This window comes from Streptomyces sp. NPDC002853, assembly GCF_053591915.1.
This window is the reverse complement of the sequence record NZ_JBSFUS010000018.1, coordinates 1-14,606: the sequence shown is the minus strand read 5'-3', so window position 1 is coordinate 14,606 and position 14,606 is coordinate 1. Positions and strand designations below refer to the sequence as shown.

The window sequence follows — 14,606 nt, the reverse complement described above, 5'->3', positions numbered from 1 at the left end:
CCGATCTGGTGCAGTTTGTTGCGCTTATTGACGTGTTCATTGTCACTTCATGCATGTGGAACCATGTGTATGACTTGTGCGGGTTATTTGAAGATGCCTATAACTACCTCCGCTTTTGATCTTTGAGCTTGGGAGATTCCGTGCGTCCGGCACGTCCGTTTGTTTTTGCTGTTGCCTTCCTGATGGCTGTGCTGACTGGGACGGAGCAGGCTGCGCTGGCGGTCGACCGGTTGGCGGCTGGCCCCAACAGGGCTGCCCCCGAGCAGCGGTGGGGCTCTGCGGTCGGCCGCAGTCACTCCGCGCCTGCCAAGTCGACGGACGCCGTGGCCAAGGGCGGACACGACGGCCCCCAGAGAGGGCGCGGTGAGCTGCCCGCTGACTCGGGATCAGGAGTGGTCCGGCTGGGCGGTGCTCCGAAGTTGCCCAAGCCCGGCCCGGTGAACAAGACACACGCGCCCGCTGTCCCTGTGGCCCAGGGCTTTACGGCCAAGCACAGCAAGGAGCTCAAGGCCAAGCGCAAGGAACGGCAGCGCACGTTCCAAAACCCGGATGGCACATACACGACTCGCTACTACACCGAACCGGTCAACTTCCGCGCCAAGGACGGCAGCTGGAAGACGATTGACACCACGCTGGTGCATCAGGATGACTCAGGACCGCAGACGATGAGCGACAGCGAGCCGGGCTGGGAGACCGAGTCGACCGAGTCGCCGGTTTCCTTCGCCGGCACCGCCGACGCAGATCCGCTGGTGCGGATGGGGCTCGGCAACGGGCTGTCGGTCGGCTACGCCGTGGACGACGCGAGCGCTGTCGCGGGTCGCGTCGCGGGCAGCATTGTCACCTACCCCGAGGTGCGGGACGGCTCGGATCTTGAACTGGTCGCGGGTGGCTCCTCGGTGAAGGAGACGGTCGTCCTCAAGGACAAGGACGCGCCCACGGAATGGCGCTTTCCGCTGGAGCTTCAAGGCCTAACGGCCAAGGACGACGGGGACGGCGGCATCGCATTCACCGATTCGGACGGCACCCAGCACGCGTGGATGCCGCCCGGCTGGATGCAGGACTCCGCTTTTGCGAACGGTTCGAGGGAGGGGACCGTCTCGTCGGGGGTCACCTACAGCCTGACCGAGGAGAACGGTCGCCAGGTCGTGGTGATGAAACTGGACGAGGACTGGCTGACCGCCCCGGAACGGGTGTTCCCCGTGCGCGTCGATCCTTCGGTCAAGTCCTTCGGTGCCACATCGGGCACGTATGTCGAGTACCCGTACAACCAGAACTTCGCCTCGGACACCGTGTTGAAGGCGGGCACGTACGACGGAGGCAGCCACAAGGCCGCGGCGTTCCTTCGCTTCACCGGGATGGAAAGCACGCTCAAGAACGCCTGGGTGCTCAACGCCAACCTGGCCCTGTACAACACCTGGTCCCAGTCGTGCACCGCGCGCCCGGTGACCGTTCACCCGGTCACGTCGAACTGGTCGGAGTCCACGACCGACAAGTACCCCGGCCCTTCGACCGGTTCGTCGCTGGCGTCGAAGAGCTTCGCGCACGGCTGGCGGCCGGCGGGCACGGAGACCTGGGCGTGCGGCGCGGCATGGGAGAGCATCAAGCTCGGTTCAGCCGGCCGCAAGCTGGTCGACGACTGGACGCACGGCCGCAAGAAGAACTACGGCCTGGCCGTGAAGGCGTCCACCAGTGACTCCAAGGGCTGGAAGCAGTTCGGGTCGGACGACTACCCCAACGGCAAGCCCAGCTTGGACGTGACCTGGACGAAGTACGGTGCCTCCTACAAGCTCGGGGACTTCACGGCGCCGGTTACCGCCACGAGCCACGGCGTGGAGAAGGTCACCGTCACGAACAGAGGCCAGGAGACCTGGCCCAAGGGCGGCGACTATAAGCTGCGGTACAACCTGTTCAGCTCCGCGGGCAAGGAGATCACCGACAGTTCGAAGATCGCGTACACGGAGATGCCGGAGACGGTCTCGCCCGGGGAAAGCGTGACACTGGACGCGAAGATCGCCCCGCTGGTGCCCGCCACGTACACCGTGCAGTGGACGATGACGGAGTACGGGGTGAGCCGGTTCACCAGCGCAGGCGTTCCCGGCCCCGCGGTGAAGATCGCTTCGGTGAACATCCCGCCCCAACTGACCGCCGAATCTCCGGGCAGTGGCATCACGGCCGACTCGCTCACCCCCACCTTGTGGGCCAAGGGCACGGACGAGGACAGCTACCCCAAGACGGAACTGCAGTACACGTTCGAGGTGTGCGAGGTAGAGGGAAGCAGCCTCCGCAAGAACTGCCGCAAGGGCGCCCGCAGTGCGGAGCAGCAGTGGGCAGTCCCCGACGGCTGGTTGTTGTGGGGCAAGACATACGCCTGGTACGCGTACGTGTATGACGGGGATGCCACCTCGGCACGCCCCGGGGCGGCGCTGCTGACCACGCAGGTGCCGCAGCCGACGGTGACCGGTCATCTCGGTGGTGCGGACGGCGGCAAGGAGATCGGCACGCGGGCGGGCAACTACGTCACCGCGGCCACCGACGCGGCTCTCACCACGGTGGGCCCGGAGCTGTCCGTCGCCCGCACTTACAACTCGCTCGATCCTCGCTCCGGCGGCGCGTTCGGCACCGGATGGTCGACCCGTTGGGACATGAAGGTGCGTGAGGAGCCGGACACCTCAACCGTGCTGGTGACCCTGGCCGACGGGTCCCAGGTTCGGTTTGGGCGCAATGCCGGCGGTACCTATACCGGCCCGTCGGCCGGAGCGTTCTCCCTCGGCCGCGAGGTGGAGGGCTGGGTGCTTCGGGAACGTTCCGGCGCCACCTACCACTTCATGCCCAGTGGTGTCCTGGCGCAGGTCAAGGACGCGGCGGGACGCATCCAGTCGGTGACCCGGCAGGCCGAGGACGGTGGCCCGGTCAAGAAGGTGACGGACCGAACATCCGGCCGCTCGCTGAGCTTCACCTGGTCCGGCGGCCATGTCGACTCGGTCACCACGAGTCCCGTCGACGCCAACACGCCTGGTCTGACCTGGAGATACACCTACGACGGCGATCGGCTGACGAAGGTGTGCCCGCCCTCCTCGGACACCGAGTGCACGGTGTACGAGTATGGGGACGGCTCCGTCTATCGCAGCGGAGTTCTGGACGCCGCCCCCTCGTCGTACTGGCGGCTCGGCGAGAGCGAGGGCGCCGCTGCGGCCAGCGAGGCAGCGTCGCACACAGGCCTGAATGAGGCGCTCTACCGGGACGTCCAGCTCGGCGGCGGGTCGGCGATCGCCGGGACGACGGATGCGTCAGCCGGATTCAACGGCACCGACTCGACCGTCGAACTGCCCGCAGGGACCCTCAAAGCCGCCGCCTACCCGACGATCGAGCTCTGGTTCAAGACGAACACTCCCTCCGGAGTGCTCGTCGGCTTCCAGGACGCCGAACTGGGCGACAAGCCCACCTCATATCGTCCGGTCCTGAACATCGACCCCAGCGGCAAACTGCGCGGCGAGTTCCGCCGGATCGGAGGCACCGGCGCGAGCGGACCCATCACCTCTGCAAGCGCTGTCACCGACAACGCCTGGCACCACGCGGTGCTGAGCGCCTCGGCAGCCGGGCAGACGCTCTACCTGGACGGCAAGAAGGTCGGCTCGATCGATGGCGCGGTGTCCGATCAGTCCCGCGACTACGCCTACCTGGGCGCCGGCTACGCCAGTGCGAGCTGGATGGGCGCAGCCACGGGGGAGTACCGGTTCACGGGCCAGATGGACGAGGTCGCCGTCTACGGCCACTCGGTCGACGCCGCCACCGTTGCCGAGCACTACGCGGCGCGCGTCGCGACCGGCCAGGTCAAGAAGGTGACCCTGCCGTCCGGCCGGGTGCACGCCACAGCCACGTACGATCCGGCCAGCGGGCGGCTGACTCAGCACACCGACGACAACGGCGGCTCGTGGAAGGTCTCGGCACCCTCATACTCGACTTCCTCGTCCTCCTACGCGAACACGATCCAGCGCAGCGGCCCCACCGGCTACTGGCGGCTGGGTGAACGCAGCGGAGCTCAGGCGTCCAGTCCACTCGGCGAGGGCCTGGACGGCAGCTACCTGGACGGCGTCCGACTGGGCAGCGCAGGAATCTTCAGTGACGGAGACGACACCGCCGCAAGCTTCACCGGCGACGGTGCAGCGGAGGTGCCCTCGGAGACACTGGGCACCGGCACCGCGATGTCCGTGGAGCTGTGGTTCAAGACCACCGATCCGGGTGTGCTGGTCACCAACCAGAACGCGGAATTCGGTGATACGCCGACCGGTTGGCGGCCCATGCTGCTGATCGATTCCGACGGCAAGCTGCGAGGCAAGTTCACCTCGGGCGCGACCAGCATCTTGTCCAACGAATCCGTCACCGACAACAAGTGGCATCACGTCGTGCTGACGGGCAACGAGGGTGTCCAGGCCCTGTTCCTGGACGGCGCCTATCAGGGCAGGTCGAACAGCGGCGTCGAGACGCTGCGCCACCCCCACGTGTTCATCGGCGGCGGCTACACCTCCACCGGCTGGGACAGCCAGGAATCCGGCTACCGCAACTTCACGGGCCAGATCGACGAAGTCGCCTTCTACGACAAGCCACTGGTCCAGTTCACCAAGATCGGGGACTCCTGGACCTACGTGCCGGGGAGGACCTCTCTGCCCGGCTACACGGACACACCCAATCGGCACGTCCAGGCCCGCACGTCCCTCGTCAAGGGAACGGGCGAGCAGTACCAGGGAGTGGCCGTCGCCGATGCCCCCGCCGCGTACTGGCGTTTGGGCGAGAGCGAGGGCACGGCTCTCCGCAGCGAGGTCGGTGGGCCGGGCACGAACGCGACCTTCCAACGCGACCAAGGCACTGTCTTCCAGTCAACGCTGGACGCGACCGGGGTATTTGGCCCCGGCGACAACCGAGCGGCCCACCTGGGCAGTAGCGGTCACATCACGCTGCCCGGCTCCACTCTTGCCGGCGCGAGCGATGTCTCCGTGGAAATGTGGTTCCGCACCTCCAGTCACTCCGCTGTTCTGATGGGTCTGCAGGACGCGAAGATCGGAGAAACACCGACCTCATACCGCCCGGTCCTGAACATCGACGGCGCAGGCAAGTTGCGCGGAGAGTTCCGCCAGCAGGGAGCCACCGGTGCGCAGGGCCCGATCACCTCAAGTCAGGCAGTGACCGACGGTGCCTGGCACCATGTCGTGCTCAGCGGCGACTCCAAGGGCCAGGCCCTGTACCTGGACGGAGCCCGCATCGGTTCGATCACCGGACCGATCTCCGACCAATCCCGCCCCTACGCCTACGTGGGTGGCGGATACGCCAACGCCGGCTGGATGGATCAGCCGGCCGACACCTACTACCTGCGCGGAGACGTCGACGAGGTGGCCCTGTATCGCGGGGCGCTGAGCGCCGAGCAGGTCTCCGCGCACTACCGCGCAGGGGCCGAAGGCGTCGACTCCGGTCTGACGGCGACAGTGCGGGTCACCGACCCGAAGCAGAAGACCAGCAGCACCAGCTACGACGCCCTGCACGGGCAACGCACGGTCTCACGTACCGATGCGACCGGCGCGGTCACCGGATATGCCTACGACAACGGCGGCAACCTGCACACCGTCACGGACCCCAACGGGCACGCCACTGTCACCGGACACGATGCGCGGGGCAACGTCGTATCGACAACGACCTGTCGGGACGCCAACTCCTGCTGGACGGACTTCCGCTCCTACTACCTCAATCCGAACGACCCTCTCGATCCGCGCAACGACAAGCCGCTGACCTACCGCGACCAGCGCTCGTCGGACTACAAGGACGCCCGCTACCGCACCGAGCACTCCTACAACGCGCAGGGCCTGCTCACCAGCACAGTTCGCCCCGACAACAGCACCGCAGCAACCACCTACACCACGGGCGAGGAGAGCGCGGTGGGCTCGGGCCTTACACCCGCCGGCCTGGTTGCCTCACAGACCACACCCGGCGGCGCCGTCACCAAGAATCGCTACTTCGCCAACGGCGACCTGGCTGAGGTGACATCCCCCTCCGGACTTCTCACGAAGTACTCCTACGACGGTCTGGGCCGCAAAGCCTCCGAGACCCAGGTCTCCGACACCTTCCCGGCCGGGGTGAGCACCACCTACGGCTACGACACCGCCTCCCACGTCGTCACCGAAACGGGCGCGGGGGTGGAGAACGAGATCACCAAGACCACCCACACCGCCAAGATCACACGCACCTTTGACGAGGACGGCAGACTGCTGACCGAGTCGACCAAGGACACCACCGGCGGCGACACCGAACGCAGCACCGTCTACCACTACAACCAAGACGGCTTGAACGACAGCATCACCGACGCCGAGCAGAACACCACGCGCCTCGAACACGACGAGCTGGGCCGTGTCAGCGGCAAGACCGACGCGGCCGGAGCGCACTTCACGTACACCTACACGGCACGCGGCCAGCACTCCTCGACCATCCTGAACGACTGGACGGGCCATCCCTCCGGCTCCCCGCGGGACCTGGTCATGGTGTCCAATGCCTACGATCCGGCCGGACGGCTGGCATCCACCACGGATGCGATGGGCGCGACCACCGCGTACACCTACTTCGACGACGGCCTGGCGGCCACCACCACGGCCAAGCAAGTCACACAGAGCGCCGGTGCCAAGCACGACATCGAGCTGGAGAGCAACACCTACGATGCTGCGGGCAATCTGACCCGCCAGGTCACCGGAGGCGGCGCGACCACACAGACCTTCGCCGTGGACCCCCTGGGCCGCACCACGCACAGCGTTCTCGACCCGGGCGGCCTCGACCGTGCCACCACCGTCGAGTATGACGGCGATGACCGCGTCAACAAGCAGACTCAGAGCATCAGCGGCGACCGGAAGCTGACCTCGACCTCGGAGTACGACCCCGCAGGCAACCCCAAGAAGCAGACCATTACCGACGGCTCGAGCACGCACACCACCACCCACACCTACGACAAGCGTGGCCTGCTGCTGACCTCCGTGAGCCCGCGCGGCAACGACACCGGCGCAGTCCCCCAGGCCCACACCACCAGCTACCGGTACGACGCACTGGGACGCCTGGTCCAGCACACCTCGCCCGAGGTGCGGACCGAGGAGAAGGGCGCGGCTGCCACCGCGGCGCGCCCGGTCGCCCGCACCGGCTACAACGCCTTTGGTGAGGCCACCGAGACCAAGGACCCGCGCGGGCACGTCACCCGCACCGAGGTCGACCGGCTTGGCCGCACGGCCGCGGTGACACTGCCCGACTACACCCCGCCCAGTGGTGGCGCGAAGATCACCGCGACCACCCGGACCACGTACACCCCGCTCGGCCTTCCGCAGACAACCGTCGATCCGCTCGGTCGCACCACCCGCTATGGCTACGACCAGCTCGGGCAACAGACCAGCAAGACCGACCCCGTGCCGGACGCAGCCACGGCCGCCGCCCAAAAGGACGCCACCCCGCAGCTGTTGCTGGGGCCGGCCTCCGGCGTCGACGGTGGCGGCGTGACGCGTTACGGCTGGACGCCCACCGGCCTCCAGCTCTCGACCACCGACCCGACCGGAGCCAGGACCGAGGCCACCTACGACGAACTCGGCCGCCAGCTGACGGCCACCACCGTCGAGCGTCACCCGACCGTGCAGAACCTGACCACCCGCCTCGGCTGGGACGACGCGAGCCGACAGACGTCCTCGACCACACCGGTGGGACGCACCACCACGACTGACCACAACCCGGCCGGAGACGTCATATCCGTCGCGGACCCGGCAGGCACCACGAAGTTCGGCTACGACGGCCTGGGCCGCCGGACCGAGACCACCGACGCGACCCAACGCAGGAGCACGGTGTCGTATGACGCCCTGGGCAATGTCACCGGCACTGCCGACTACGGCACCACGACAACCGCGCTGCGTTCCACGTCGGCCGAGTTCGACGCCGACGGCAACCAGACGTCGGCCACGACAGCGACGAAGGCCCGCACCACTTACGCCTACGACGCCTTGGGCCGCATGACCGAACAGGTCGAGCCCGTCTCCGCCACCAAGACGATCACCACGGCGTTCGGCTACGACGCCGCGGGCAACCGCACCCGTCTGACGGACGGCCGACACAACTCCACGACATACACGTTCAACGCCTGGGGACTGCCCGAGTCGACCGTCGAGCCTGCCACCGACGCTCACCCGGACGCGGCCGACCGCACCTGGACGACGTCGTACAACAAGGTGGGACTGGATGTCACCCAGACGCTTCCCGGCGGGGCCAAGCGGGAGCGCGCCTATGACGGCTTGGACCGATTGACCCACGAGACCGGCTCAGGAGCCGAGGTCGCGACGGCGGACCGCATCCTGACGTACGACCTGGCCGGGCGCCTCACCGGTACCGGCGGCGTGCTCGACCAGAACACCTACACCTACAACGACCGGGGCCAGCTCCTGACCGCGAAGGGTCCGAGCGGAGCCGCGAGCTACACCTATGACGCCGACGGAAACATGACGCACCGCACCACCGCGGCCGGCGACTCCGACTACGGCTACGACAGCGCAGGCCGGCTCGACTGGGCCTGGGACGAGCTCACCGGCAACGACATCTGGTACGACTTCGACGCTGCCGGACGACCCGAGCTGGAGCGGTACACCACCAAGCCCGAGGGCTCGGCATCCCGGGCCGAATCGGCCCGTCGCACCTACAAGTACGACGGCCTCGGCCGCTTGAAGAGCGACAAGGTCACCCTGCCGGACGGCACCGGCACGATCACGTCGAACACCTACGACTACGACGTCAACAACCGTCTGACACTCAAGAACACCACCGGCACCGCAGGTGCCGGAGACAACAGCTACGCCTATGACGACGCCGGACGCATGACCTCGTGGACTCACGACGGCAGCACCACGGACTACGTATGGGACGCAGCCGGCAACCGGACCAAGGCCGGAGCGATCTCTGCGGACTTCGACGCCCGCAACCGTCAACTGACGGAGGACACCTCTGCCTTCACCTACACCCCACGCGGCACCCTCGCCTCCGTGAACGACGGCAGCGGAACTCCGCGCAAGCTCGACTTCGATGCCTTCGAGCGCAAGATCACAGATGGTGGCGCGACATACACCTACGACGCCCTCGACCGCGTCCAGACGCGCGGTCAGACTGCCTTCACCTACGACGGAGGCTCCAACAACCTGGCCACCGACGGCACCAGCGCCTACAGCCGCACTCCCGACGGGACCTTGCTGTCCTCCTCAACGGGTACGACCAAGCAGTGGGCGCTGACCGACCAGCACACCGACCTGGTCGCGGGTCTTACCCCCGACGGAAAGCAGGTCAGCAGCTCCACTGCCTACGACCCCTTCGGCACGGAAACCGTGACAGACGGCACCACCCCAGCCGTCGGCTACCAGTCCGGCTGGACCGATCCGGACACCGGCGACGTCAACATGGCTTCACGCTGGTACCAGCCGGGCACCGGCTCCTTCGAAGCACGGGACACCTGGCTACTCGAAGCGCAGCCATCGGTCAGGGGCAACCGGTACACCTACGGCCACGCCAGCCCGCTCAACGGGATCGACCCCACAGGGCACGATGCCTGGGACGTAGTCGGATGGGGAATCTCGGTCGCCAGTAGGAGCGCGGGCGGGGTCTTCTGGAACACATGGACCATGGGGCACGACAGCATAGGATCCAGCGACTGCACCAGCAGATATGGCGTGGACTGCAGCCAATGGTTCCAGCTCAACAGCGGTCTGCGAGATTCGATATCCGGCACCCGGCAGTGGATGCAAAATCAGCTCCACTACGCCGGCGGCAGGTCGTCCCTCCAGTACACCGGCCCTGGCGGTGGCTACGGCTATAGCTATGGCGGTGGCTACTACTTCACGGGCGGCGGGGCACGTTATGCCGGCAACGGCACATACATTCGTCCAACAAAGCCCCCGAAGCCCCCGATCGACCAGAACCCCAACAACGGCCCGCACGCTAGGCCCGCGCCCACCCGCCCGCCGGCCAAGGCCGTCTGGACGGCGGCAACGTGGACGACGGGGCAGGGCGTAAGTGCCACCGTCACGGCGCAGGCCATGGTCAATCTCGCGGCTGTAGCGCTTTTCACGCCGTCCGTCGTGCCGGGCGACCAGGTGCACCCTGCCCCCGCCGACAATCCGGGCGGCAAGAACAACGGGCGCACCCGCAACGATAAGAAGTGCGACGTCGGCCCGGGTGTGAGCGCGACGGGTCATGCCGTCTATCTGCCGCGCGAACGCTACTTCGACACGTTCGAGAATCGCTCCGAGTGCCGGGCCACCGGTGCGTACGGGCTGCTTGACGGGAGCGACTACAACAAGGGCCGCGCCGGGGCAGGGACGAACACCAACGTGTCGACTCAGCCCCCGGGCATGCGGGAGATCGACAGTCAGAGGGAAACCGCGGCCAATGGCCATCTGATTCCCGCGGCGACCTCGGGGTCGGGCATCGACCTGAGGAACCTGGTGGCGCAGTACCAGAAGACGAACCACCCCTACCTCAGCTATGGCGTGGAGAAGGACATCAGAAAGGCCGTCACATCGGGCAAACACGTGGCTGTGTCCATCGTTCCGCATTATGGGAACAGCGGAAGCGGAATCCCGACGAAAATCGAGTACGACTACTCTGTCCTCGAAGATCGAACCAGGAAGCACTGCGTGATCCGACAGACACCGTCCGGTGGCGTCACCACAGGCAGCGCGACGTGCCCAACGAGGTGACAGGCGTGACACAGGACATGTACCTGCGGAAGGTCATGGCAATGCTCGGCGAACCGCCGCGTACACACCAGCGCAAGGGAGCCTGGCAGGCCATTGAGGAGGACATCGGCACCAGCCTCCCGGTGGACTACAAGGAGATCGTCGACGGCTACGGCCCGCTCCACATCAACGGACATCTGTATCTGCACCACCCCGCGACAGAACCGTGGAACCTGGGCAAGTGGATGCGGGACACCGCTGAGGCCTGGTCGCAGATTGAGTTCGATGAGGATGAGCCCGAGGGGGACCCGTGCGCCTCTCTGGGGGTGAGCGAGCTCGTATTCGGCACGTCAGACGGTCTCATTCCGCTCTTTGGCACAGACCGCTCGGAAATGGTCTTTTACGGGCCCAAGGCGGCAGGGGGAAGGGGCTCGCTTTTCGTCGAGCCCGGAGAGGGGGAGTTCTTCGAGTACGAGATGGGAGTCGCCGAGTGGCTCTACCGCTGGCTGGTTGGTGAGAACGTAACGGGGCCGCATGGTGGCGTGTACTATCCCGGCCCAGTGGTGCTGCGCGACCTGCCCATGACGCCGGACGACCGCCCCGAGCCACGCTTCGGCCCGCCCCGGCAGGGTTGAGTGCACGCTGACGTAGGCGATGAGTTTGCTGGCCATCCGTTCGCTGCTCATGGTCGTGTGGTCGATTTCGATGAAGGCCCGCAGCTTGGTGCAGCCGCCGTCGGGGCGGGTCGGGGCGTAGTGCATGAGGGCGGCGGCGATGAGGAGTTCGCCCTCGCCGAGGTGATGGGCGACCTCGGGGGTCCCGTCGTGCGGGCCGTGTTCGTCGCCGCGTTGGCGGGCATCTGCCGCGAAGGCCAGGTGGGCGCGGACGGCAGACAGGGTGTGGGGGGACTTTCCGTGACGCGGCGGTGGTGGAGGTGATGGGGTAGGGCGGACGTCCGCGCAGTACGGGCAGACCCTGGGTGATGCGGGCGCCTTCTTGGGTGAGGTACCAGGCTTTGGTCCGTGAGCGCCGGCTGTGGGGCAGGGCTGTGCAGGGGACTACTGAACTTTCCGGTGGGTTGTCGTGGAGGGTGACGGTGTTTGATCCCTGCGGTATGTCGTAGTGATGCGGTATGCGCAGGGTGGTGGGCTTGGGCCAAGCCAGCAGGCAGCCCGGGAGCGGATAGGAATGCTCGCGGGAGCGGGGTTTGCCCGGGGTGAGAAGAACGCGGATATCGCCAGGGAGTTGCGTGTCAGTCTCCGTTCGGTGGAGCGCTGGCGGCGAGCCTGGCGCAAGCAGGGCTTGGATGCGTTGCACTTCCGGTCGGGCCAAGCGTCCCAAGGCTTCGGCGGAGGAATTCGCGGTGCTCGAGGTGGAGTTGCTGAAGGGCACGGTGCACCATGGCTGGCCGGATGAGCGGTGGACGCTGTCCAGGGTGGGGCTGCTGATCGAGGACCGGCTGGAGAGAACCCTGTCAGTGCGCGGAGTGTGGGAATTGCTGCGTCGTCATGGCTGATCGTGTCAGCAGCCGGCCCGGCGGGCAGCCGAGCAGGACCAGGCGGCCGTGGCCGGATGGGTGAAGGACACGTGGCCCGCGGCAAAGCCACCGCGGCGGCGCTCGGGGCATGGATCGTCTTCGAAGACGAAGCCGCCATCTCGATGACGCCGCACCGCTCGCGAACCTGGGCGCCCCGTGGCCGCACACCCCTCGTCCGGATGCATGGCCGCTCGCGCCATCGGATCTCCCTTGCCGCGCTGGCGTCCCTTTCCTTGTCGAGCCTGGAACGGGGCCGGGACCCGTCGCTGAGACGGGCCCCGGCAGGGAGTGGGGTCAGAGCAGACGCTGGCGCAGGTCGGCGAGGGCTTCCTCGAGTTTCATCCCGCGGGCAAGCAGGACGACCAGCGTGGCCGGGAGTATGACCAGCAGGAGTAAGGAGGCCAGGTGGTTCCCGCAGAGCACCGCGTGGTTCGATGCGAAGCTGTTCCGACGTCTGGTAGCGGGCTTTCACGAGAATCCCGGGGCATGGGACATGGTCAGCAAGCCCTGCAAGGAAGAGCAGGAGATGGTTGGGACCGCGGCAGCGGCGTCCTGAGGTCGGCTGGAGCCGTGGTTCGGGCTGCCCTGTGGGCCTGCCAGAGAACCAACCGCACATGCCGCGTCGGTCGCGCAAGTCCGCTGTTGCGCCCGCAGGGAGTGCGGCGCAGGGGTGCACGGCCTGGAGCCCGCTGTCTTTCATGGCCCTACCCGGCGAACGGGCGGGGCCAGTTCTGCCACATGCCTGCCGGACACAATCTTTCTCCGCCACCCTGGGTGCCATGCACGCGCTGCGCGATATCGAGTACGAGTACCGGGCGTCCCGCATCATCCGGACGCTCAGTGTCATCCGGATGTTCGCGATCTCTTTCCTGACGGTTCAGGGTCTGGCTACCTTCTATTTCTCCGGGGTAAGCACGTGGAAATCGTTGATCATCACATGGCTCGCCGTCGGTGCCAGCTTCGTCCTGGAGCGCGAGTTCGTGCACCTCGTTCTCCCTGCCAGGCACACAGGCAGGACCGGAGAAGAGGAGCCCGACGAAGAGCCTCCGTACCGGCCGCCCGCGCCGAGGCATCGCGATCGCGAGGCCTATCTGGTTCTCACCCTCTTCGGGTTCCTGAGCTTCGGGCTCTACCATCTGCTCTGGACCTACGACAGCGGCGTTGGCCTTGGCCCCGGGGACGCCCCTGCGATCGCGGCCGTAGCGGTCAGCGCACCGACACTGATCGCCCTGGGACTCGCAGCAGTCCCGCGGATCCTCCGGGCATGGGGAGCCAGGGCAAGAGACACGGGGCAGGGCAAGGGAGCAGCCTCCTCCGGGGAGGCTGACGTCATCCGCGCCCAAAAGGAAGGAGAGGCCGCAGTCCTCCGGGCCCAGGCCGAGATGAAGCGGGCCGAAGCCGAGTACCTGCGGGCAGAGAAGGGTCTCGATCCGCTGCCGCCCGCGCAACTCCCGCCGCCCGACCAGCTGCCCGCACTGCCACCGGGATCAGGCAACGGCGCCACCCCCGGCGGAGCCCCGCAACTTCCCAGCGCCTGACCCTCGTCGATGCTCCACAATTCAGGCGTCGCTGACAGCTCCTGACATCCTCGCCCTGCAAGAGTTCATCCTCGACGAAAGCGGAACCGGCCGCGACCGCTGGGAGAGCGAAGCCGTCTCGCTTATCCAAGACCTGTCCGAAGAATGCGGCCTGAGTGCTTCCGTGCGCGTCAGCGCCGGCCATCCGCACGGCACGGCCATGGCGGCCAAACTGGCACCGTCCACGGTGGACCGCGTTGATGTGGAACCCCACACCGTCGGTGTAGTCGAAGGGGCATACCGCCCCTTCGGCGCCTCCGATTGTTGGCATGGCGGTACCACAGCCCGCTTCGACGTCCATGCCAAAGTCCCTGTCCTCATAGCCGGCTACCACGGGGATCTTTTCCGGCCGGACTACCGGTTCAGCGAGGCGCGGTCCGGTTCAAGGGCACCACCTACGACGGGTGGTGTCCGGCCCGCCCTTGGCGTTCGGGACTTCAACTCGATCTGGATCAGGGCCCCCTGACGACACCGTTGGGAAGTCGGCTTGAGCGAATCCATCGACAAGCGCAGCTTCTTTGTGATCGCCGGTAGGGACGACTGCCAACTGACGGTCAGCTGGGACGCCGCCCTCAAGAAGGTCTCCGGCCTCGGCCTCGGCCTCAGCTCTTGCGCCCGCTTCCCCGACCGCGCGCAAGAGGAGAGCCTTCACCGCCCTCCCGTGGCATTTCGCTGGGGTGGGGTAGCTGGTTGTGGTGGGGTTTGGCCGGTTGTGGAGAGGAGCGTTTTTATGCGTGTTCGGAATATAGGTGCGTCAGCGGCCGCGGT

Annotated in this window: 7 protein-coding genes and 1 pseudogene; 6 read left to right on the top strand and 2 right to left on the bottom strand. The window is 66.9% G+C overall.

Going from position 1 to position 14,606, the window contains the following annotated elements; genetic code table 11:
- The first annotated feature begins 182 nt into the window (after positions 1-182).
- Positions 183-10,745: a LamG-like jellyroll fold domain-containing protein gene (locus ACWD02_RS38230; protein WP_451220058.1), complete on the top strand. Its 10,563-nt coding sequence runs from the start codon at positions 183-185 to the stop codon at positions 10,743-10,745.
- Between the two features lie 5 nt (positions 10,746-10,750).
- Positions 10,751-11,359 carry an SMI1/KNR4 family protein gene (locus tag ACWD02_RS38225; RefSeq protein WP_451220055.1) on the top strand — a complete coding sequence of 203 codons (609 nt, stop codon included), beginning with the start codon at positions 10,751-10,753 and terminating at the stop codon, positions 11,357-11,359.
- Between the two features lie 63 nt (positions 11,360-11,422).
- Here the strand turns inward: ACWD02_RS38225 and ACWD02_RS38220 are convergent.
- Positions 11,423-11,599 (bottom strand): annotated as a pseudogene (locus ACWD02_RS38220) (replication-relaxation family protein); the annotation flags it as partial.
- A 250-nt stretch (positions 11,600-11,849) separates the two neighbouring features.
- On the opposite strand from ACWD02_RS38220, the gene ACWD02_RS38215 reads away from it, so the two are divergent.
- On the top strand, positions 11,850-12,140 hold the full coding sequence (locus ACWD02_RS38215; protein ID WP_451220053.1) for a helix-turn-helix domain-containing protein: 291 nt from the start codon (positions 11,850-11,852) through the stop codon (positions 12,138-12,140).
- Entirely contained in the window at positions 12,088-12,240 is a 153-nt protein-coding gene (locus ACWD02_RS38210) for a helix-turn-helix domain-containing protein (RefSeq protein WP_451220050.1), read from the top strand. Before ACWD02_RS38215 ends, ACWD02_RS38210 begins: the two co-directional genes overlap by 53 nt.
- A 315-nt stretch (positions 12,241-12,555) precedes the next feature.
- Here ACWD02_RS38210 and ACWD02_RS38205 read toward each other — a convergent pair whose 3' ends face one another.
- Entirely contained in the window at positions 12,556-12,684 is a 129-nt protein-coding gene (locus ACWD02_RS38205; protein WP_451220047.1) for a hypothetical protein, read from the bottom strand.
- Positions 12,685-13,040: 356 nt separating this feature from the next.
- Here ACWD02_RS38205 and ACWD02_RS38200 point away from each other — a divergent pair, with 356 nt between their 5' ends.
- Together ACWD02_RS38200 and ACWD02_RS38195 are read left to right on the top strand one after the other, a co-directional pair.
- A complete protein-coding gene (locus tag ACWD02_RS38200; RefSeq protein WP_451220045.1) occupies positions 13,041-13,799 on the top strand; it encodes a hypothetical protein in 759 nt (252 codons plus the stop codon).
- 526 nt (positions 13,800-14,325) lie between these two features.
- On the top strand, positions 14,326-14,606 hold a 281-nt coding region (locus ACWD02_RS38195; RefSeq protein ID WP_451220042.1), incomplete at its 3' end, for a hypothetical protein.

What these genes read in the sequence shown, in the direction of transcription:
- ACWD02_RS38230 (WP_451220058.1), top strand. Translation starts at nt 183, where the DNA reads ATGGCTGTGCTGACTGGGACGGAGCAGGCTGCGCTGGCGGTCGACCGG.
- ACWD02_RS38215 (WP_451220053.1), top strand. Translation starts at nt 11,850, where the DNA reads ATGCGGTATGCGCAGGGTGGTGGGCTTGGGCCAAGCCAGCAGGCAGCC.
- ACWD02_RS38200 (WP_451220045.1), top strand. Translation starts at nt 13,041, where the DNA reads ATGCACGCGCTGCGCGATATCGAGTACGAGTACCGGGCGTCCCGCATC.